Raw genomic sequence first — 20882 nt, 5'->3', positions numbered from 1 at the left:
GTGTCGAATACTTTTCAAATAATTCGCGACACCCGCAAGAGATCGACGCACGATACTCTTTTGTGAGTCACCTGATAAACGACCACAACGGTGCCGCACTGTAGCACAGGCGGTTAGTCACCCACTAGGCCACTCGGCGCACTAATTTCGCCCGATCGCGACGTCAGGTAAGCGCCAATCGCCGATGCCGCGGTGTTGGCCGAGTCGATCGTCGCGGGGATACCGACACCGCGCAAAGTCGCGCCCGCAACGGCGAGACCAGGCATTTTATTGACCGCGTCGATGATCGAGGCGACCGCGGCGGTGTGGGCTACTCCGTACTGCGGAAGGCCACCACCCCAACGGGTCACGATTCGCTCGACTGGCGCAATCTTGACTCCGGTGAGTTCCCACAGATCGGACACCACCGCGGCGACCAGCTGGTCGTCGTCCCGTTGCAGCGCCTCAGCTTCGCCGTACCGGCCGACTGACGCGCGCAACTGAACCGGTTCGCCGTCCGCACGCCCCCACTTCCGGCTGGTGAAAGTGAAAGCCTTGGCAGTGAAGGGAGTTCCGTCCGCGTGCCGCTCCCCCACCGCCAGCAGTACGCCCGTCGACTCCGGCAACACCGCGTCCGGTGGCAACGCCAGGCTCACGACCGCCATCGAGGCCACCTCGACCTGGCCGTACGCGGCAGATGCCGCTGGCACTTCATCTTCCAGGAGCTTGCGAGCGGCCGGTGCGGGCACCGCGAGGATGACCGCGTCGGCGTCCAGGAACTCCGGTGCCGCCGCGCTGCCGATTTCCAGCCGCCAGCCACGCGCGGTTCTCGTGAGTGCCCGGACCGGCAAGCCGAGGCGAATTCTCGCCGCCGCGCGCTTGGCCAACTCGTCGACCATCGACGCCATACCGCCGCGCAGCGCGCCAAACACCGGAGGCTGCGTGCCTTGTCGTGGCGGGCCAAGGACTTTGCCAACGGCTTCAGTCAACGTCTGTGCTTTGCCCACCAGGGGAGCCATCGTGGCGCGTAGTCCGAGCATGTCGGCGCGGCCCGCGTACACACCGCCCAGCAACGGCTCGACCAGGCGGTCCACCAGTTCGCGGCCGAACCGTTCACCGATCACCTGGCCCACCGAAACGTCCGGGGCATCAGGATCCGCCTCGACGTGCAACGGCGGCAGGTCGCGCTCACCCGCTACTTTCGCCACGCCATCAGGCGAAAGCACGTCCCTGACCTCGTCAGCGCTGACGGGCAGCCCCAGGAAGGTCCGCTTTGGCAAGGCGACCGTGCGCCCAGCAGCACGCACGGTCGCTGCCGACAGCACCGGATGTACGAGATTTTCCGTCAGGCCAAGCTCTTCGACGAGCCTGACCGCGGCGGGGTTGCGGGTGACAAACGCTTCCGCGCCCACGTCGACCGATCTGCCCGCGAGTTCCCGGGTCCGCAACTTGCCGCCGAGTTCCTTCGCGGACTCGATGATCGTGATCTCGGCGGCCGGGTGCAGCGTCCGCAGCCGGTAGGCGGCTGCCAGCCCGGCGATGCCGCCACCGACGACAACAACCTTCGCAGCCATCAGCGGATGCTGTGGACCAGCTCGACGACCCTGGTCAGCATGGTCGGGTCGGTGTCCGGCATGACGCCGTGCCCGAGGTTGAAGATGTGCCCGGCCGCGGCCTTGCCCTCCGCGACGATCCGCCGGACCTCGCGCTCGACGACGTCCCATCCCGCGAAAAGCACGGCAGGGTCGAGGTTTCCCTGCACGACGGGTTTTGGCGCGTCCGGCGCGGCGGCCTGAAGCCTGCGCACGGCCTCGTCAAGCGGCAGCCGCCAGTCCACGCCGACCACGTCCGCACCGGCCTCGCGCATCGCGGGCAGCAGTTCGGCCGTGCCGACACCGAAGTGGATCCGGGGCACACCGGCGAACGCCAGCCCGGCCAGCACCCGCTGGGAGTGCGGCAGCACGAACTCCCGGTAGTCCCTTTCGGACAGTGCGCCCGCCCAGGAGTCGAACAGCTGGATCGCGTCGACGCCCGCGTGCAACTGGGCCTTGAGGAACTCCAGCGTGTAGTCGGCGATCCGGCCGAGCAGCGCGTGCCACACGTCCGGCTCGGCCTTCATCAACGCCTTGGTGCGCTCGTGGTGCCTGCTCGGACCCCCTTCGATCAAGTAGGAGGCGAGCGTGAACGGCGCACCGGCGAAGCCGATCAGCGGCACGTCACCCAGTTCCCCGACCAGCACACCGACCGCCTCGGCGATCGGGTCGAGGTTCGCCGGGTCCAGCTCCGGCAACGCGGTCACGGCCTGCTCGTCGCGCACCGGCGAGGCCACCACCGGCCCGGTGCCCGGCACGATGTCCAAGTCGATCCCGGCGGCCTTGAGCGGCACCACGATGTCGCTGAAGAAGATCGCCGCGTCCACGCCGTGCCTGCGGATCGGCTGCATGGTGACCTCGACGACCATGTCCGGCGTGAAGCACGCCTGCAGCATCGGCGTGCCCTCGCGGAGCTTGCGGTACTCCGGCAACGAGCGGCCCGCTTGCCGCATGAACCACACCGGCGTCCGGGCCGGGTCCTGACCGCGAGCGGCGGCGAGCAGAGGAGCGTTGGCTAGGTCGCGACGGACCGACTGTGCAGACGAGGCTGTGGTCACCTCACCTATCGTTCCACACCGCCGAACGGGTCATTTCGGTTCTGACCGCGAGGACGCCGGTTCACCGTTCGGGGTCGCACGTCCGGACAAGGTCACGAACACTGATCAACTTCATCGACCCAACGTATGCGGTGTTGCTCGGCGCGCCATCCAGGCTCACCGACTCGGGTGGTCCTACAGTTACCTGTCGTGACTGCGTCCAAGGCTCCCGAAGCTCCCGAGGTCTTTCGCCAGGCCGTCGCGGCGCTGCGGTCGGTCCGGCCGCGACCCGAGGTCCAGTTGGAGGAGGTCCGGCCGCCGCAGCGGCTGGCGCCATGGGCCTTCGCGATCACAGCCGAGGTGAACGGACCGGCCGAGGTACTGGCCACCGGACGGCTCGTGCTGCTGCACGACCCCCAGGGCCAGGAAGCGTGGGACGGCGTGCTGCGAGTGGTCACCTACGTGCGTGCCGAACTGGACGCCGAACTGGCCTCCGACCCGCTGTTGCCCGCCGTGGGCTGGTCATGGCTGACCGACGCGCTCGAGGCGTCCGGCGCCAAGTTCGCCGCGCTGGGCGGGACCGTCACGGAGACCTCGTCCGCCCGCTTCGGTGACATCGCCGGCCCGGCCAGGACCGACGACCTGGAACTGCGCGCCTCATGGACGCCCCGCACGGCGGAGCTCCAGCCACACGGCGAGGCCTTCTGCGATCTGTTGGCCAGTGTGGTGGGGCTGCCGCCGGTCGGGGTGACCCTCTTCAAGCCCTAGTTCTCAGCCGCGTCCTCGGTCGCCCGGATCACCCGCAAGGTGTTGCGCCCGGCGAGCTTGGCGCAGTCCTGTTCGCTCCAGCCGCGATCGAGCAGCGCACCGAGCAGGACCGGGTACTTCGAGACGTCCTCAAGGCCGATGGGCAACGAGCCCACGCCGTCGTAGTCGCCGCCGAGGCCGATGTGGTCGATGCCGGCGACCTCACGGGCGTGCTCGATGTGCGCCACGACTTCGTCAAGAGTCGCGTCCGGCGACTTCGGCCCATCCCACGATTCGGCGAACTTCTCCCGGACATCCACGTCCCGGTGATCGAGACCTTGCGCCGTCATCGCCTGCTGAAGCGCTTCATCCCACTCGGACAATGCAGGCGATACAAATCGGGGGACGAACGTGATCATGCACACACCGTCCTTCGCGGCGAGTGACTCGAGGACATCGTCCGGAACGTTGCGCGGATGATCGTTGACCGCCCGGCACGACGAGTGGGAAAAGATGACCGGGGCTTGTGACGTTTCAATGGCGTCCCGCATGGTCGCCGGGGCGACGTGGGAGAGGTCGACCATCATGCCGATCCGGTTCATCTCCCTGACCACCTCGCGGCCGAAATCGGTCAGCCCGTCATGCGCCGGCTCGTCCGTCGCGGAGTCCGCCCACGTGGTGTTCAGGTTGTGGGTGAGGGTCATGTAGCGGACCCCCAGGCGCCGCAGCGCCCGCAGCACGCCGAGCGACTCGGCGATGCAGTGGCCACCCTCCGCGCCGAGCATCGAGGCGATCTTGCCTGCTCGGAACGCCTCTTCGGCTTCGTCGGCGGTCGTGGCGATCGCCAGATCGTCCGGGTAGCGTTCCGCGAGCCGGTACACGACCTCGATCTGCTCGAGCACGGCGGTGACGGCGGAATGGCCCTCGAACTGACACGGAACGTAGACCGACCAGAGCTGCAACCCGACTCCGCCCGCGCGCAGACGGGGGATGTCGGTATGCAACCCCGGTTGCGGGATTGTCAGGTCGGTCGCGGCGACCGCGGCAGCCGGATCCGGGCCGGCGATCGCGCGCAGAGCCCACGGCAGATCGTTGTGACCGTCGGCCAATTGGGTCGCTTCCAGAAGAGCGACCGCACGGTCAAATCCTGCGGACTTCATTACCCATGACCTCGTTCCATCGCGTTGGGGCGTGCATCCGTTACGTCACCAATACCGGAGTCACCTGATCGTGTGACAACTCCTCCAGAAAGTGACAACCCGATCGGATACATACCCGATTGATCGTCCCGTTGACCCGCTTGGGCGGCTAGGCTGCCCTCGTCGACACCACTTTCGGTCCATCAGCGGCGCGGCTGATTGGCGGAAAGTCCCGGTGCCGGTCGGGGGGCACGACCGACTCCAGGGAGGTAGTGACGTGGCTGCCGTCGGCTTAGGTCAGGCCGTTCGAACCACGCCAGCCGGCGCGTTGCCGGCGAACATGGTCCCGCACCCGCGGGAAGAGTTGTTCTCGGTGTTGGTGGTCGATGACCATCCGTTGTTGAGGGAGGCGATAGCTGCCCGGTTGACCCAGATGGGCGCGGGCACGGTGCACGAGGCCGCTTCGGTGGCCGAGGCGAGGGCACGGGCGTTGGCCACAGGGCCATGCGACCTGGCGATCCTCGACCTCGGGCTGCCCGACGGCTCCGGCATCGAGTTGGTTACGGAACTCCGTAGCCATGGGTGGCCCAGGATCGTGGTGCTGGCGTCGTCCGACGACCCGTATGCCGTGCGTTCGGCCTTCCAGGCAGGGGCCCAGGCCTACCTGCTGAAGTCCGCATCGCCGGTGGTGGTGACCGACGGAGTGCGGCGAGTGCTCGAGGGTGGCGTGTACGCCGACCCGAGTGTCGCTCCCGTACTCGCGACGGGAACCCGGGTTCCAGGGACCGACAACACACCCCGTGAGCTGTCCGCCCGTGAGGTTGAAGTGCTGCAATTGGTCGCCGATGGCCAGAGCAACAAGGAGATCGGCGAGGCGCTCAACCTGTCCGCACTCACTGTTAAGAGCCACCTGTCGCGCATCGGCAGGAAGCTCGGGACCGGTGACCGGGCTCAGATGGTCGCGCTGGCCATGCGTGCCGGCGTGATCCGCTGAAACGCTGTTCGCCCGAAAACGTGCGATCGGCGGGTGACCCTGACGTAGGGTTTCCCGCCGTGAGCACACCCGGATCTCCCACAAGCGACCAGCCGGAACCAATTCCTCTGGTCGAACCAGCGGGTGGCACGCCACCAGTGGTGACTCAGCCGGCAGAGCTGCGGCGCGCGGCCGCAGCTCTGGCGGCGGGTCATGGGCCGGTCGCGGTCGATACCGAGCGCGCATCCGGATACCGGTACTCACAACGGGCGTACCTCGTTCAGCTGCGCCGCGAGGGCGCGGGAACAGTGCTGGTCGACCCGGTCGCGTTGAACGACGAAGTCGACCCGCTGATCGAGGCGCTGGACGGCACGGAGTGGGTGCTGCACGCGGCATCCCAGGATTTGCCATGCCTTGCCGAGCTCGGCCTGCGGCCGAGCAAGCTGTTCGACACCGAACTGGCCGGACGCCTTGCGGGCTTCGACCGTGTCGCCCTCGGCACCTTGGTCGAGCGCGTCCTGGGGTACCGGCTGGAAAAGGGCCACGGCGCCGCGGACTGGTCGCGCCGTCCCCTGCCGCGCGAGTGGCTGAACTACGCGGCGCTGGACGTCGAACTGCTCGTGGAGCTGCGCGACGCACTGGAAGCCGAGCTGGCCTCCCAGGGAAAACTCGACTGGGCGCTGCAGGAATTCGCGGCTCTCAGGGACGCTCCGACGCCTGAGCCACGCAAGGAGCCGTGGCGGCGTACTTCAGGCATTCATCGGGCTCGTGGGGCCCGTGCATTGGCCTTCGTACGTGCTTTGTGGGAAGTGCGGGACTCCATCGCCCGGGAACGAGATGTGGCCCCTGGTCGCGTGCTGCCCGACAGCGCGATCGTGGACGCGGCGGTAGCGGCGCCCATCGACGAAACCGCACTGATCAAGCTCCCCGTTTTCCGCGGCCGTTCCCAACGACGCCTGGCAGGCACGTGGGCGCGTGCGCTGAAGACAGCGGCACAGCTGCCCCGTAACGAACTGCCAGACCCATCCCCACAGCAGGACGGCCCTCCCCCGCCGAACAGGTGGGCGGACAAGGACCCAGCGGCGGCGGCCAGGCTCTCCGCGGCCCGGGCAAGCCTCTCGGCACTGGCCGAGTCCCTGCGGCTGCCGGTGGAGAACATGGTCCAGCCCGACCTGATCCGCCGAATCTGCTGGACACCCCCGGCCTCGATCGACGTTGACGGGACAGCGGCGGCCCTGCGCGCGGGCGGCGCCCGCGAATGGCAGGTCGGCCTGGTGGCGGAACTGCTGAGCAAAGCGCTGCACGCCACACCGCCCGCGGAGTAATCACAGGCGCCACCGAGCCGATCTCTCTGGCCTGCCCTGCCATCAGCGCCAGACCTCACCAAGGCAACCACAGGACCGCCCAGGCACACCCTGGAATCGCTCCCAGCCCTCCCGAAATCACTCCCTACCCTCAAGGGGGACCCCTGATTCCAGGCTATTTGGCGGGGATGCGGTTCGGTAAGACGTGTGCGCGAGCCGCTGTGGACAACGGCCTTCTGTGGACAAGTCGGCGCGATTCGCCCATTGGGACTTGACAGCAGGCGTGACACACACGACAGGGGGACCACTGTAGTTACCGGCGGGTAACAAGGGCTAGAGTTGACGGCACGGCTGCCCCTACCGGCGGGTAACCCAGAGACACGAGGGAGGACTTGCCGTGGCCGCACCAGCACCCACCAGTGCTGCGCGAGCCCTTCGCAACGTCGTCTTCGTCGACGGCGTCCGCACGCCGTTCGGCAAGGCAGGCAAGAAGGGCATCTACGCCGAGACCCGCGCGGACGACCTGGTCGTCAAGGTCATCCGCGAACTGCTGCGCAGGCATCCCCAGCTGCCGCCGGAGCGCGTCGACGAGGTCGCGATCGCCGCGACCACCCAGATCGGCGACCAGGGCCTGACCATCGGCCGGACCGCCGCGTTGCTGGCCGGGCTGCCGAAGTCGGTCCCGGGCTTCGCGATCGACCGGATGTGCGCGGGCGCCATGACCGCCGTCACCACCACCGCGAGCGGTATCGCCTTCGGCGCGTACGACATCGCCATCGCGGGCGGTGTCGAGCACATGGGCCGTCACCCGATGGGTGAAGGCGTCGACCCGAACCCGCGGTTCCTGGCCGACAAGCTCGTCGACCCCTCCGCGCTCGTGATGGGCCAGACCGCGGAGAACCTGCACGACCGGTTCCCGCACCTGACCAAGGAGCGCGCGGACAAGTTCGCCGCCACCTCGCAGGAGAAGTACGCCGAGGCCGTGAAGACCGGCAAGATCGGTCCCGAGTTCGTGCCCGTCGCGACCCGGTCCGCCGAACTCGGCTGGGGCTTGGCGACCGAAGACGAGCCACCGAGGCCTGGCACCACGGTCGAAGCCCTGGCAGAACTCAAGACCCCGTTCCGCCCGCACGGCCGGGTCACCGCGGGCAACGCCGCCGGTCTGAACGACGGTGCGACCGGTGCGCTGCTGGCTGACGAGGAGACCGCGCGTGAGCTCGGTCTGCCGATCGGGATGCGGCTCGTGGGTTACGCCTTCGCGGGCGTCGAGCCCGAGGTGATGGGCGTCGGTCCGGTCCCTGCGACCGAGAAGGCGCTCAAGCGGGCCGGTCTGACCATCGAGGACATCGGCCTTTTCGAGATCAACGAGGCGTTCGCCGTGCAGGTCCTGGCGTTCCTCGACCACTTCGGCATCGCCGATGACGACCCACGCGTGAACAAGTGGGGCGGCGCGATCGCCACCGGCCACCCGCTCGCCTCGTCGGGTGTGCGGCTGATGACGCAGTTGTCGCGCCAGTTCGCCGAGCACCCCGAGGTGCGCTACGGCATCACCACCATGTGCATCGGTATCGGCATGGGCGGCACCGTGATCTGGGAGAACCCACACTGGAGCGGCAAGTGACTGACGAAGTTGTGACTCACGCGTTCACCAGGACGATCCGGGTACCCGGCCTCGGCAAGCCGGTCGCACTGATCACTTTGGACAACGGCTTCGACCACACCAAGCCGAACACCTTCGGCCGGGAGGGCCTCGCCAGCCTCAGCGCCGCGTTCGACGCGGCCGTGCAGGCCGACCCGGCCGCCATCGCGGTCACCGGCAAGCCGTTCATCTTCGCCGTCGGCGCGGACCTGACCGGCGTCGGCCAGGTCACCGACCACGCCACCGCGCTGGAGATCGGCAAGCAGGGACACGACGTGTTCCGCAAGTTCACCGACTCGAAGGTGCCCACGTTCGCGTTCATCAACGGCGCGGTCATGGGCGGTGGCCTCGAACTGGCGTTGTCCTGCCACTACCGGACCATCGCGTCGAACGTGGCCGCGATCGCGCTGCCGGAGTGCTTCCTCGGCCTGTTCCCGGGTTGGGGCGGTACGCAGCTGCTGCCGAACCTGATCGGCGCCGACCGCGCGGTGACCGTGATCATCGAGAACGCGTTGAACCAGAACAAGATGCTCAAGCCCAAGCAGGCGCTTGAGCTGGGCATCGCGGACGTGCTGCTGGACTCGCCGGACTACTTCGAGCAGTCCCTGCTGTGGCTGGCGGACGTCGTCAACGGCAAAACCACCGTGCAGCGCGCGGAAATCGACCGTGGCGAGGCGTGGGACGCCGCGATCGCCCGGGCCCGCGCGATCGTCGAAGGCAAGACGCACGGCGCGGCACCCGGCCCGAACAAGGCCGTCGAGCTGCTGGAGTTGGCTCGCCACAACGACTTGGACCGCGGCTACGCGGCCGAGACCGAGGCGCTGGCCGACGCCGTGATGAGCGATGAACTGCGCGCCGGGCTGTACTCGTTCAACCTCGTGCAGAAGCGCGCCCGGCGCCCAGCAGGTGCACCGGACAAGTCGTTGGCGCGCCCGGTCACCAAGGTGGGCATTGTCGGCGCAGGGTTGATGGCGTCGCAGATGGCGCTGCTGTTCGCCCGTCGGTTGCACGTTCCCGTTGTGCTGACGGACATCGACCAGGCGCGCGTGGACAAGGGCGTCGGCTACGTGCACACCGAGGTCGACAAGCTGCAGGGCAAGAAGCGGATCTCCCCGGACGAGGCGAACCGCTTGAAGGCCTTGGTGTCCGGCTCGCTGGACAAGGCCGCGTTCGCCGACGCCGACTTCGTGATCGAGGCGGTCTTCGAGAACCTGGAAGTCAAGCAGCAGGTCTTCGCCGAGGTCGAGGAGCACGTCTCGGCCGAGTGCGTGCTGGCGACCAACACCTCCTCACTGTCCATTACGGACATGGCGGCGAAGCTGCGGCACCCGGAACGGGTTGTGGGTTTCCACTTCTTCAACCCGGTCGCGGTCATGCCGCTGCTGGAGATCATCCGTGCAGACAAGACCGACGACGCGACCCTGGCCACCGCGTTCAAGGTGGGCAAGGAACTGAAGAAGTCGTCGGTGCTGGTCAAGGACGCGCCCGCGTTCGTGGTCAACCGGCTGCTCACCCGGTTCCTCGGGGAAATCACCGCGGCACTGGACGAGGGCACGCCGTTCGACGTGGCCGATCACGCACTGGACCCGCTCGGCCTGCCGATGACGCCGATGATCCTGCTGCAGCTGGTCGGCCCAGCCGTGGGCCTGCACGTCGCGGAGATCATGCACAACGCGTTCCCGGACCGGTTCGGCGTCAGCGAGAACATGAAGCGCTTCGTCGAAGCAGGCAAGACCGCGGTGTGGCAGTGGGACGCGCAAGGCAACCAGACCCTCGACCCCGAGGTCGCGGCGCTCTGGCAGGCAGGCGACTCGCCGTCCACCGCCGAGCAACTGCTCGACCGCACGCTGGCCGCACTGGCCGACGAGGTCCGCCGCATGCTGGACGAAGGCGTCGTGGCCGAAGCCCAGGACATCGACCTGTGCCTGATCCTCGGCGCAGGCTGGCCGTTCTGGCTCGGCGGCATCACGCCGTACCTCGACCGCTCGGGTGTGTCCGAGCGCGTCACTGGCAAGCGGTTCCTCGAGCCCGGCGTGGCGAGCGTTCCCCGCTAGTTTCTCGTTTCCTCAGGTGGCCCCTGCTTTGCCAGGGGCTACCTGTGTTTGTTTCTCCGTATCGGCAGGCGCGTCGTCGACGCTCCGCACCGTCCTATGAGGACAACGCTAGCGGGGCGTCCCGTCGCGCTCGGTTCTTTGGGCGAGGCGTTGGAGTTGTCCTTCGTGCACGTCGCTCACCCACTCCCAGCCAGGCTTGGCCGACGGGCCGACGCGTGGGTCGGAGGGGACTTGGCCGTGGCGCAACGCGAGTACGTACGCGCGATCCAGGTCGATCCGAACCTGTACCTCGTCGGATCCGCCGACTGAACCGTGACCCGGGACGACAACATCGACCTCGCCTGCCACGTTCTCGAACAGCTGCAGCGCGGTGAGGTAGTCCTCGATCGGGTCGGCGGTGTCGTCCAAGTCGAGCATCGGGACCAGGACATCGGAAAGCATGTCGCCGGCGACGAGAACCCCGCGTTCCTCGATCAGCAGCGCCGCATGGCCCGGGGCATGCGCTTGATGCTCGATGATCCGGGCTTTCGGGCCATCCCAAGGAATCTGCGCAGTTTCGGCGGGCAGGCCGGTGATCAGGCCGAGTAGGTCCAGCGGCACCTGCCCGGCGATTTCCGGCGGTAGATGGTCGGCGATGCGTTCCTTCGCGCCTGGGTCCGACAGCTGCTCTCGGGCAGCGGCCGCGCCGCGCGCGCTGCCGTAACGGGGCGCCGAGCCGAGCCGGTCGTGCCAGAGCAGGTGATCCCAATCCGGATGCGTGGAAAACCCTGCCACGACGGGCTGACCCAGCCCGTGAAGGTCGTTCGCGAGGCAGTCGATCTCGGAGTCGGTCACCCCGGGGTCGATGAGCAACACACCGGCCCTGCCCTGCACCACAACGGCGTTGGTCTGCACGAACTCGCTCTGGTGGACCAGCACACCCTCCGCGACCTGCTTCAGCATGAGCTCGTCTCCCTTGCATCCCGGATGGCGTAGTGGTGCATCGTGACGCCATGCGCGAACGAGCGCTGCTCGAGCAGGTCCAACTCGATCGGCATGTCGTAGTCGTCGAACAGCGGTCGGCCGAAGCCGAGAATCGCGGGATGGGTCCAGAGCATCAGCTCGTCCAGCAGTCCTGCCCGGAGCAGCTGGGTGGCAAGCGCCGCGCCGCCCACGCTGATGATGCCTTCGGTCTGGGCGCGGACGGCGGCGAGCTGCTCGATCGCGTTGTCTCCGCCGATGATCCGGGTGTTGTGATCGGCACTGGAGCGGGTACGCGAGACGAGCACCTTGGGTTTGGCAGTCCAGATCTCGCCGTATTCACGAAGGACGTCTGGCAGCGACGAGTCCCCGCACGCCCGAGGCTGGTATTCCTCCATCGTCTCGTAGATGACCCGACCGTGGACCATCAACGCGAGCGTGCGCGTCCGCGCGTTGCACTCGCGGTGCAGTTCCTCGCTGATGCGCAGCCATTCGCCCGCGCCGTTGTCCCCCGGAACCTGCTCGATCCGCAGGTCGAGGGACACGTTCATCGAATACACGAACCTGCCCATCGCCGCTCTTCCCCGTAGTGCTTGCAATCTGCAATCACTATATTGGGGTCGAACTAGGTGTCAAGGAGGAGTCGTGGAACCTCGGTCCGGATGCCCGATCAACGCCGCCGTCGAGGTGCTCGGAGATCGCTGGTCGTTGCTCGTGCTGCGCGACGTCATCTTCGGCGACCGCCGCTACTTCCGGGCGCTGCTCACCGGGTCGCTTGAGGGCATCGCGTCGAACATCCTCGCCGACCGCCTCGTGCGACTCGTCGAAGCAGGCATCCTCACTCGCGGCACCGCAGCCCGCGGGCAGCGCGCCCGCTACAGCCTCACCGAAGCCGGCATCCAGACTCTGCCGATCATCTACGCTCTCGGCAACTGGGGCCTTGACTGGCGCCCGGGCAGCGCCGAGCTCCGGAGCCGGCAGCAGCTCATGCGCGACGAGGGTCCGGCGTTCATCGAGGAGCTCATGGACGAGCTCCGCGTTCGCCACCTCGGCGCCCCGCCGAAGCCGCATGATGGCCCGGGCGCGTTCGAGCGACTCAGCGCCGCCTACGCCGCCGCTGAGCAGAAACAAGTCGATTAACCAACTGGGGACGTCGCCGCGCCTGGCTGCATCCCGTCCGCGATCATCACGACTTTGCCTTCACCCTGGCCCTGGGCACCCACCTCCATCTGGCGTCAGGGGCCACCTGTTGGTCATGTTGTGGCCATGTTGGACACTTAGCGTCCGGCGCATGAGCTCCTCCCGAAGACGTTTTCTCATGCTGGGCGCTGCGGTCGCGGGCACCTCTTTGGCTGCCGCGCCACCGGTTTCCGCCGACATCACCAGCGAGCTGGGGCGTTTGCTCGGCCGCAATCGGTACCGCTGGCTCATCGGCGATCACCACACGCATACGCAGTACTCGTATGACGCGATGTACACCGTGGACAACGTGGTGGCGGGTGCCCGCCTGCACGGTGTCGACTGGCTGGTGATCACCGATCACGGGTATCAGGCGCACGAGAAGTCCTCGGTCGAGCCGACCAACGAGGACGTTCGAGCCGCTCGCCGAAAGCACCGTGAGGTCCTGCTGTGGCAAGGAATCGAGTGGAATGTGCCCGGTGCCGAGCACGCCACTGTCTTCTTCGCCCCAGGAACCCACGAGGCCACGCTGCTGCGCACGTTCGAGCGCGACCACGACTCTCGCCTGACCAACTCGGGGTCGGGGTCGCCCGAGAATGAGGCGAAAGCACTCGCAGCTGTCCGTTGGTTGCGGCAGAACACGCGCGACCCGATCGTCGTCGTGAACCACCCCAGCCGCAACGGTCGCGTTGCCCCGCACGAGCTACGTGCCATGCGCGACACCGGTCTCGTCATCGGTATGGAAGGCGCACCCGGCGCACAAGCCGACGGTTTCCCTAAGCCGAACGGGAATGGCGGCGCGCGCGGCGGTTACGTCAACAACCCCGGTTCCGATTCGTGGCCCGGATACCCGGCCGAGGCGTACCGGACCTACGGCGGGTTCGACTGGATGACCGCGAAACTAGGCGGCGTCTGGGACTCCCTTCTGTCCGAGGGCAAGGGTTTCTGGATCACGAGCAATTCCGACTCCCACTACAACAGGGGCGACGTGCTGACCCGGCCAGCCGTGCCCGGCGACTACTACGACAAGACCGGGAAGTATCCGGACCCGGTCAACTCCGGTGTGCCACAACTACTCGCGCCCTATGCCGACTTCTACCCTGGCGAGTTCAGCCGGACCTATGTCGGCGCGACCGCACGCACCCACTCCGCCGTCGCGTCCGCCCTCCGCGCCGGTCGAATCTGGGTTACCCACGGCGGTCTCGTCGACAACCTTGAATTCGCCGCCTATGGCGACGGCCAGTTCGCCACATACGGCGAGCGCATCCGGGTTCGCCGAGGTTCCTCAGTCACCGTGGTCATCGCGGCTCGATTGGCCTATCGCCCCAACGGAAGCGGTTCGATCCCCAAGCTACGTCGTCTCGACCTGATCACAGGCCACACCACTGGAACCGCTTCACCGGATGCTATGTCCGCCCCTGGCACCATCGTAGCGGAATCCTTCGCGCCTCGCTGGTGGCCCGGGCACACCGTCGTGTTCCAGCATACTTTCCGCGATGTCCGCGCACCTTTCTACGCGCGGGTCCGTGGTACGGACGGCAATCGCCACTCCCCTGGCGGCATCGAGCCGGTCTCCGACGTCATCGGCGACTCCGATCCTTTCAAGGACCTGTGGTGCTACACCAACCCGGTGTTCGTCGACGTGTGGTGACGCCCGTTGGCGGGTACATCTGATCTGTGATCCGGATTGGGACCTCGGGTTGGCTGTACCCGCCGTGGCGTGGCGTGTTCTATCCGAAAGGGCTGCCACACCGGCGGGAGCTGGAGTACATCTCCCGGCAGGTCGACTCCGTGGAGATCAACGGGTCCTTCTACTCGCTGCAGCGGCCGGCCAGCTACCAGCGGTGGGCCGCCGAGACGCCGGACGATTTCTTGTTCGCCGTGAAAGGCGGGCGGTTCATCACCCATATGAAGCGTCTCAGGGATGTCGAGACACCGCTTGCCAACTTCTTCGCGTCCGGTGTGCTCGCGCTCGAGGAGAAGCTCGGTCCTGTTCTGTGGCAGTTCCCCGGCAACTTCCCCTACGACGAGGACCTTTTCAGCCGCTTCTTCGACATGCTGCCGCGCTCCACGTGCTCAGCGGCCACGCTTGCGCAAGGGCACGATTCCCGGTTGGACGGTCGCTCGTGGACCGAAGTATCGGCCGATCGCCCCATCCGCCACGCCGTTGAAGTGCGGCATCCAAGTTTCGCCGATCCTTCGTTCATCAAGCTGTTGCAGCGCAACGACATTGCCATGGTGGTCGCCGACACTGCCGGCAAGTTCCCATACTTCGACGACGTCACAACGGACTTCGTCTACATACGACTGCACGGCGACGTCGAGCTCTACGCCAGCGGGTATTCCGATGAAGCGCTTGACATGTGGGCCGACAGGATCCGGCAGTGGAACACGGACACGTATGTCTACTTTGACAACGACATCAAAGTGAAGGCACCCGGCGACGCCATAGCGTTACGAAAGCGCCTCCCATTAACACAATAGGGTGACCAATCCCGAAATCGGCGGACAAAGGGCCCCGGGACGCGCGAACCTGGAGTGGTGCGGCCAACAACCGGCCGCAGTCACCGAGGGGATCTCACACATGTCAAAGCTTGTTCAGCGCGCCGTTTTCACCAGCCTGCTCGCTGCGGGTACCGCCCTGTCCGTCGTGCCCGCGGCCGCCGCGGAAGCCGTGCCAAAGTGCGACCGTGGCGAGTTTTGTGCCTGGGCAAAGGAAAACTACGCGGGCACCGCGGTCAGACACAACCTGGAGACGGCCAATCCGGGCGAGTGCGTCCCGCTCGGCGGCCTCGTCGCCAAGTCGATCGCCAATCGCCTGACCAAAGATGTCACTGTCTATCAAGGGGAAACCTGCTCGACCGAAGCGGAGTTCACGACTTACCCCAAGGGCGGCACGTTCGTCCCCGACGCGCCGTTCGTCGTGAGAGCCATCCAGATCTGGGAGTAGGCATGGATTTTCCCCGCATCCTGCGAAAGGAGTCGCGCATGCGGACCACGATCCGGATGTGGTGACGTCACGTCCTCATAGGACGCACGCGGGCAGCGGCCGCCCCTGTCGTCTCGCGTGGACAACGACGGATCAGAGCTTGGCTGGGAGGTGGACTTCCACCGACAGGCCGCCCTCGGGCACAGGGTAGGCACTGACCTGGCCGTGGTGGGCGATCACAACGGCTCGCACGATCGACAGGCCCAGGCCGGTGCCGGACTGGGCTGTGCGATCGACGCCGCCGCGACGGAACGGCTCGAAGAGTTCGCCGACGCGGGTGGCGTCGATGTGCGGGCCCGAGGAGCTCACGCGCAGCGTCGCCCATTCCGGGGTCGCTGAGGTACGGACATCTATCCATCCACCGTCCACGTTGTGGCGGACGGCGTTTTCAAGGAGGTTGCCAGCGACACGTTCGAGCAAGGCCGGATCGCCGATGGCCGGCGCCGGCGCGGCATGAAATGTCGGGGTTATGCCGCGTGGTTCGGCTTCGGCGCGGACACCGTGCCAGGCGGTGGCGACCGTACTGGCCAAGTCGACCGGTTCGCGGACACCCAAGCCCATGCCGTCGGTGCGGGCGAGCAGCAGCAGGGCGTCCACGAGCTGACCTGACCGGAGGGTCGCGGTGCGCACCACGCCCGCCATCCGGCGCAGTTCGGCGACGTCGGCGTCCGGATCGGCCAGGGTCACGTCCAGTTCGGTGCGGATCACCGACAGCGGCGTGCGCAGTTCGTGGCTCGCGTTGGCCACGAACCGGCGCTGTGACTCGAAAGCCGCCTGCAGGCGGGCGAGCATGGCGTCAAAGGTGTCGGCCAGTTCAGCGAGTTCATCGCGGGGACCGTCGTAGGCGATGCGCGAACTGAGCGACTCGGCCGACAGTCGGCGGGCGGTCATGGTGACCTCCCGCAAGGGCCGGAGTATGCGACCCGTGAGGGTCCAGGAAAGGAGGGCCGCGGCAGCGACCACAGCAGCGAAGGCGATGCCACCGAACAGCAGGATGCGGTCGCGAACGTCATCCTGCATGATCTTGGCGAGCTCGGACGCGTCGATCTGCCTGCCGTTCACCACGACGGGTGTGTCCCCAGGCAGCGTCGGCACCGAGCCGACCACGTCACCGGCGAGCAACCAGCCGAGCCACAACAACATCACGCTGACCGCTGCGGCCAGACCTGTGGCCAGCAACGTGATGCGGACTCGCAGGCGGAGCCCGCGCCTGGTGGTCACCCCTCTTCGGAGCCGGCCACCGGGACCCGGTAACCGGAGCCGACCACGGTGTCGATCAGGCCGGGTTCGCCCAGCTTCTTGCGCAACGTCATAACGGTCACGCGGACCGTGGTGGTGAACGGGTCGGCGTTCTCGTCCCAGACCCGTTCGAGCAGCTCCTCGCTGCTCACCACCGATCCGCCTGCCGCGAGCAACACCTCGAGGACGCCGAACTCCTTGCGGGTCAGCTCGACGGCGCGACCGGCCCGGCTGACAGTGCGCTTGGCTGGGTCGAGCTCGAGGTCGCCGACCGTGAGCACGGGCGGTGTCGCGGGTGTGGCCCGGCGGGCCAGTGCCCGCACACGGGCAACGAGCTCGGGGAAGGCGAACGGCTTCGCCAGGTAGTCGTCCGCGCCGAGAGACAAGCCCTCGACGCGGTCCTCGACTGTGCCGCTCGCGGTCAGCATCAGCACGCGGGTGAGCGCGCCGGAGGAGACGATCTCGCGGCACAGCTCGTCGCCGGACATGCCCGGCAGGTCACGGTCGAGCACGACCACGTCGTACCGCGTGATCGTGGACTTCTCGTGGCCCGCGTCACCGTCCAACGCGACGTCGACGGCCATGCCTTCCCGGCGCAGGCCGCGGGCGATCGCCTCGGCCAGCGCCTCTTCGTCCTCGACTACCAGAACTCGCACTTATCAGTCCTTTGTGGACGCTCGGACTTCGTCGGCGGCGGGTTCGCCGAGCCGTCCAGCGGCCCATTCGGTGACCCGCCTGGCCACGTCCTGCGCGGTCAGCCCGAGGTCGGCGAGCACCTCCGCGCGGGTGCCGTGGTCGTGGAACTGTTGTGGCACACCGAGGTCGCGCAGCGGAACGTCCACTTCGGCGTCACGCATCGCAGCGGCGAGCGCCCAGCCGAAGCCGCCGTGCCTGCCACCGTCCTCGACGGTCACGACCATCCGGTGCCGTGCGGCCATCTCGACGAGCTGGGCCGGAACCGGAGTGATCCACCGCGGGTCGACGACCGTAACGCCGATCCCGTGGTCCGCGAGGCGTTCGGCGGCGGCCAAGCCCAGTTCGCCGAACACACCGACTGTGACAAGGAGGATGTCTTCGCCTTCGGTCGGCCGACGCAACACGTCGATGCCACCGACCCGCTCGACCGCCGGGATCTCGGCGCCGACCGCGGCCTTCGGGAACCGAAGCACCGTCGGACCGTCGTTGACGTCCGTCGCTTCGCGCAGGAGCTCGGACAGCGTCCTGGCGTCCCGTGGCGCGCAAACCCTGATGCCGGGGATGGTGCCCAGGATCGAGATGTCCCACATGCCGTGGTGGCTGGCGCCGTCCGGACCGGTGATGCCCGCGCGGTCCAGCACGACGGTGACCGGCTGCTTGTGCAGCGCGACGTCCATCAGCAACTGGTCGAACGCTCGGTTGAGGAACGTCGCGTACACAGCGACGACTGGGTGCAGGCCACCCATGGCCAGACCGGCGGCCGAGGTGAGTGCGTGCTGCTCGGCGATGCCCACGTCGAAGCAGCGCCCGGGGAACCGGGCCGCGAACTTGTCGAGGCCGGTCGGTCCGAGCATCGCGGCCGTGATCGCCACGATGTCCTCGCGGTCCGCGCCGAGCCGGACGAGCTCTTCGGAGAACACCGACGACCAGGTCGCCTTCTTGGGGTTGACCGGCTCACCGGTGATGGGGTCCATCACGTCGGTGGCGTGCATCTGGTCGGCCTCGTGGTTCTCGGCAGGCGCGTAACCGTTGCCCTTGCGCGTCGCCGCGTGCACGACGACGGGGCCGCCGTACTCCTTGGCCCGGCGAAGCGCGGCTTCCATCGCGTGGATGTCGTGGCCGTCGACCGGGCCGACGTACTTCAGGCCGAGGTCTTCGAACATCATCTGCGGGCTCAGCGCGTCCTTGATGCCGCGCTTCGCCGCATGCAGCGCCGCGTAGATCGGCTTGCCGACGACCGGCGTGTTCTGCAGCACCTTGCGGCCGCCCTCGAGGGCTTTCTCGTATCCGGGCTGCAGGCGCAGCGACGCGAGGTGATCAGCCAGACCGCCAATGGTCGGCGCGTACGAACGGCCGTTGTCGTTGACCACGATCACAACGGGGCGGGTGCGGTCCGCAGCGATGTTGTTCAACGCCTCCCAGCACATACCGCCGGTCAGCGCGCCGTCGCCGACGATCGCGACTACGTGCCGCCGCTGGGAACGAAGTTGGAATGCCTTTGCCAGACCGTCGGCATAGGACAGTGCGGTGGAGGCGTGGCTGTTCTCCACCAAGTCGTGTTCGCTCTCCGCACGCGACGGGTAGCCCGACATGCCACCGCGCTGGCGCAACGTGTCGAAGCCCCCGGCACGGCCGGTCACGATCTTGTGCACATAGCTCTGGTGACCGGTGTCGAAGACGATCGCGTCACTCGGCGAGTCGAAGACCCGGTGCACCGCGAGGGTGAGCTCGACGACCCCCAGGTTGGGCCCGAGATGCCCACCGGTCCGTGCGACCTTTTCGACCAGGAACGAGCGGATCTCGCCGGCGAGCCGGATCACCTCCTCGTCGGTGAGGCGCTTCAAGTCGGTCGGTCCGTGCAGGTTCTCCAGCAGAGTCACTGCTTCCACCTCGTCTGAGTCGCTCCACTCCGTACTCGTGTGCCCGGCTTCCCGCCCCAACCGGCTTCCAGCCAGTCTACGGACGGCTCGGCAATGCGGCCCCGGCGGCACGAACGTGGCCTTATGGCCAGCCCGTAAGTTGTAAGGTCCCTGCAGGAACGCTGGGTCAGGGAGGACCGGGGGAGATGAGCGTGCCAGAAGTTGATCAGCAGCAGCTGATCAGGCGGATCGGCCGGGCGCTACTTGGGGCGGCGCCGCCGAATTGGAAGCAGATCCGCGCGGAGTACCGGTCGGCTGGCCGGCACATCGAGGCCGACGTGGCGGTGACGACCAACGACGAGCAGACGTTCCCGATCCGCCCGCCGATGGACGTGGTCGAGCTGTTCGGCGAGCTGCGCGCGGCGATGTACAGGCCGGGCAGAGGGACCTGGCTTTCCGGCGTCTACCTGCTGGATCACCCGTCGAAGTTCAGCGCGGAGTTCGAACCGGACACCGAGCCCCGCTGGCGCAGGATGCCGCCGCCGATCGGGTTCCAGGACGAGCTGCGGCAATTCCCCCGTGAGGATGCCCACATCCCCGAGTGGCTACGAGCCCGCGCGGGCCTGCCACCGGCCGCCGACCAAGCACCAGGCAGCGGACCAGCTGGAGCTGGGCCAGCCGCACCTGCTGGAACACCCGCGCCAAGCGGTCCCCCGCCACAAGGCGCCGCGCCCGCCGGAGCCGCGCCCGGACCAGCAGCCCCAGCGCCTTCAGGGGCGTCGCAGTTCACGCCACCACATGGCCCGGCCGGTGCGCCCATGCAGCCACCAGGCCCCGCAGCCACGCCACCTGGCTTCGCAGGAGGCGCGGCTGGAGGCTTCGCGGGTGGCCCAGTGCCCGGAGGGCCAGGCCAAGCAGGCTTCGGACCACCCACTCCGCCCAGCGGAACGCCCTTGCCGCCACCCGGATTCGGTGCCACGTCAGCAAGCGAGTCCGGCCCGACCGGGTTCGGCCAGGGCACACCACCAGATGAAATGCCGCAGTCAGGAGCGCCCGGGTTCGGTCCGGGCACGCCACCCGGCGGAACCCCACTGCCACCACCCGGACCTACCGGATTCGGACCCACCTCACCAGGAGAAACACCTCAACCCGGGCCAACTGGGTTCGGGCCGGGGACACCTGCGGGTGGGAACCCACTCGGATCTCCTGGACCCACCGGTTTCGGGGGCGGTCCGCAAGGCTTCGGCCCAGGTGGTCCCTTCGGCGGGCCTCCAGGCGCTCCCCCTGCCGCCACGCCACCGCCAGGTCCGTTGTCCGCTCAAGCTGAGGCGGGTGGGCTGGTGAGCAGCATGCCGCCGGAAGGCGTCGTGCCGCCGCCACCTGCGCATCCAGGGCAGCAGTAGTCCGCCGGCTGGCCGCTTGCCCTTTCGGCGCGGTCAGGCGGAGGATCCTGCTGCTGGCCATTGTCCGGTTTGGGGGAGATTCGAGGGTGGGGC

At 67.7% G+C, this 20882-nt stretch carries 18 protein-coding genes; 10 read left to right on the top strand and 8 right to left on the bottom strand.

The window, feature by feature from the left end; genetic code table 11:
- Positions 1-113: 113 nt before the first annotated feature.
- The gene (gene hemG / locus B9C43_RS40035) at positions 114-1553 is read right to left on the bottom strand and encodes a protoporphyrinogen oxidase (protein WP_084432613.1); all 1440 of its coding nucleotides are present in this window, start codon (positions 1551-1553) and stop codon (positions 114-116) included.
- On the bottom strand, positions 1553-2629 hold the full coding sequence (gene hemE / locus B9C43_RS40030; protein ID WP_084432611.1) for a uroporphyrinogen decarboxylase: 1077 nt from the start codon (positions 2627-2629) through the stop codon (positions 1553-1555). The genes hemG and hemE overlap by 1 nt, the downstream gene beginning before the upstream one ends.
- Before the next feature lie 189 nt (positions 2630-2818).
- Here hemE and B9C43_RS40025 point away from each other — a divergent pair, with 189 nt between their 5' ends.
- On the top strand, positions 2819-3376 hold the full coding sequence (locus B9C43_RS40025) for a DUF3000 domain-containing protein (protein WP_033391956.1): 558 nt from the start codon (positions 2819-2821) through the stop codon (positions 3374-3376).
- Here B9C43_RS40025 and B9C43_RS40020 read toward each other — a convergent pair.
- Positions 3373-4515, bottom strand: coding sequence for a dipeptidase (locus tag B9C43_RS40020; protein WP_084432607.1), 1143 nt, complete (start codon positions 4513-4515; stop codon positions 3373-3375). The two genes, B9C43_RS40025 and B9C43_RS40020, sit on opposite strands and share 4 nt — an antisense overlap.
- 256 nt (positions 4516-4771) lie before the next feature.
- Between B9C43_RS40020 and B9C43_RS40015 the strand changes: the two genes are divergently transcribed.
- The 4 genes from B9C43_RS40015 (at position 4772) to B9C43_RS40000 (ending at position 10464) form a co-directional block, all read left to right on the top strand.
- Positions 4772-5488: a response regulator gene (locus B9C43_RS40015; protein ID WP_037262141.1), complete on the top strand. Its 717-nt coding sequence runs from the start codon at positions 4772-4774 to the stop codon at positions 5486-5488.
- A 59-nt stretch (positions 5489-5547) separates the two neighbouring features.
- Positions 5548-6792 (top strand): HRDC domain-containing protein, encoded by a 1245-nt coding sequence (locus B9C43_RS40010; protein ID WP_407657151.1) that lies wholly within the window; start codon positions 5548-5550, stop codon positions 6790-6792.
- Positions 6793-7168: 376 nt separating this feature from the next.
- Entirely contained in the window at positions 7169-8392 is a 1224-nt protein-coding gene (locus B9C43_RS40005; RefSeq protein WP_033392665.1) for a thiolase family protein, read from the top strand.
- Positions 8389-10464 carry a 3-hydroxyacyl-CoA dehydrogenase NAD-binding domain-containing protein gene (locus B9C43_RS40000; protein ID WP_235039120.1) on the top strand — a complete coding sequence of 692 codons (2076 nt, stop codon included), beginning with the start codon at positions 8389-8391 and terminating at the stop codon, positions 10462-10464. Before B9C43_RS40005 ends, B9C43_RS40000 begins: the two co-directional genes overlap by 4 nt.
- Before the next feature lie 108 nt (positions 10465-10572).
- Here the strand turns inward: B9C43_RS40000 and B9C43_RS39995 are convergent, their stop codons facing one another.
- Together B9C43_RS39995 and B9C43_RS39990 are read right to left on the bottom strand one after the other, a co-directional pair.
- Complete coding sequence (locus B9C43_RS39995; protein ID WP_084432605.1) at positions 10573-11406, bottom strand: MBL fold metallo-hydrolase; 834 nt, start codon at positions 11404-11406, stop codon at positions 10573-10575.
- Positions 11400-11996: a dihydrofolate reductase family protein gene (locus B9C43_RS39990; RefSeq protein WP_033392667.1), complete on the bottom strand. Its 597-nt coding sequence runs from the start codon at positions 11994-11996 to the stop codon at positions 11400-11402. The genes B9C43_RS39995 and B9C43_RS39990 overlap by 7 nt, the downstream gene beginning before the upstream one ends.
- Positions 11997-12069: 73 nt before the next feature.
- Here B9C43_RS39990 and B9C43_RS39985 point away from each other — a divergent pair, with 73 nt between their 5' ends.
- The 4 genes from B9C43_RS39985 to B9C43_RS39970 all read left to right on the top strand — a co-directional run bounded on the left by B9C43_RS39985 (position 12070) and on the right by B9C43_RS39970 (position 15553).
- The gene (locus B9C43_RS39985; RefSeq protein ID WP_235039119.1) at positions 12070-12564 is read left to right on the top strand and encodes a winged helix-turn-helix transcriptional regulator; all 495 of its coding nucleotides are present in this window, start codon (positions 12070-12072) and stop codon (positions 12562-12564) included.
- 151 nt (positions 12565-12715) lie between these two features.
- Complete coding sequence (locus tag B9C43_RS39980) at positions 12716-14254, top strand: CehA/McbA family metallohydrolase domain-containing protein (RefSeq protein WP_084432601.1); 1539 nt, start codon at positions 12716-12718, stop codon at positions 14252-14254.
- Between the two features lie 35 nt (positions 14255-14289).
- On the top strand, positions 14290-15087 hold the full coding sequence (locus tag B9C43_RS39975) for a DUF72 domain-containing protein (RefSeq protein ID WP_084432793.1): 798 nt from the start codon (positions 14290-14292) through the stop codon (positions 15085-15087).
- A gap of 1 nt (position 15088) precedes the next feature.
- Positions 15089-15553 (top strand): peptidase inhibitor family I36 protein, encoded by a 465-nt coding sequence (locus B9C43_RS39970; protein WP_327224388.1) that lies wholly within the window; start codon positions 15089-15091, stop codon positions 15551-15553.
- Positions 15554-15685: 132 nt separating this feature from the next.
- Here the strand turns inward: B9C43_RS39970 and B9C43_RS39965 are convergent, their stop codons facing one another.
- The 3 genes from B9C43_RS39965 to dxs are packed head-to-tail and all read right to left on the bottom strand — an operon-like array spanning position 15686 to position 19407.
- Positions 15686-16813: a sensor histidine kinase gene (locus tag B9C43_RS39965; protein WP_235039118.1), complete on the bottom strand. Its 1128-nt coding sequence runs from the start codon at positions 16811-16813 to the stop codon at positions 15686-15688.
- Positions 16810-17487, bottom strand: coding sequence for a response regulator transcription factor (locus B9C43_RS39960; RefSeq protein ID WP_033392674.1), 678 nt, complete (start codon positions 17485-17487; stop codon positions 16810-16812). The genes B9C43_RS39965 and B9C43_RS39960 overlap by 4 nt, the downstream gene beginning before the upstream one ends.
- A 3-nt stretch (positions 17488-17490) precedes the next feature.
- Positions 17491-19407 (bottom strand): 1-deoxy-D-xylulose-5-phosphate synthase, encoded by a 1917-nt coding sequence (gene dxs / locus B9C43_RS39955; protein ID WP_033392675.1) that lies wholly within the window; start codon positions 19405-19407, stop codon positions 17491-17493.
- 191 nt (positions 19408-19598) lie between these two features.
- Here dxs and B9C43_RS57040 point away from each other — a divergent pair, with 191 nt between their 5' ends.
- Positions 19599-20789: a hypothetical protein gene (locus tag B9C43_RS57040; RefSeq protein ID WP_160097022.1), complete on the top strand. Its 1191-nt coding sequence runs from the start codon at positions 19599-19601 to the stop codon at positions 20787-20789.
- Positions 20790-20882: the final 93 nt, after the last annotated feature.

This window comes from Kibdelosporangium aridum (assembly GCF_900176515.1).
Classification (GTDB): domain Bacteria; phylum Actinomycetota; class Actinomycetes; order Mycobacteriales; family Pseudonocardiaceae; genus Kibdelosporangium; species Kibdelosporangium aridum.
This window is presented reverse-complemented; position numbering and strand designations above follow the sequence as displayed.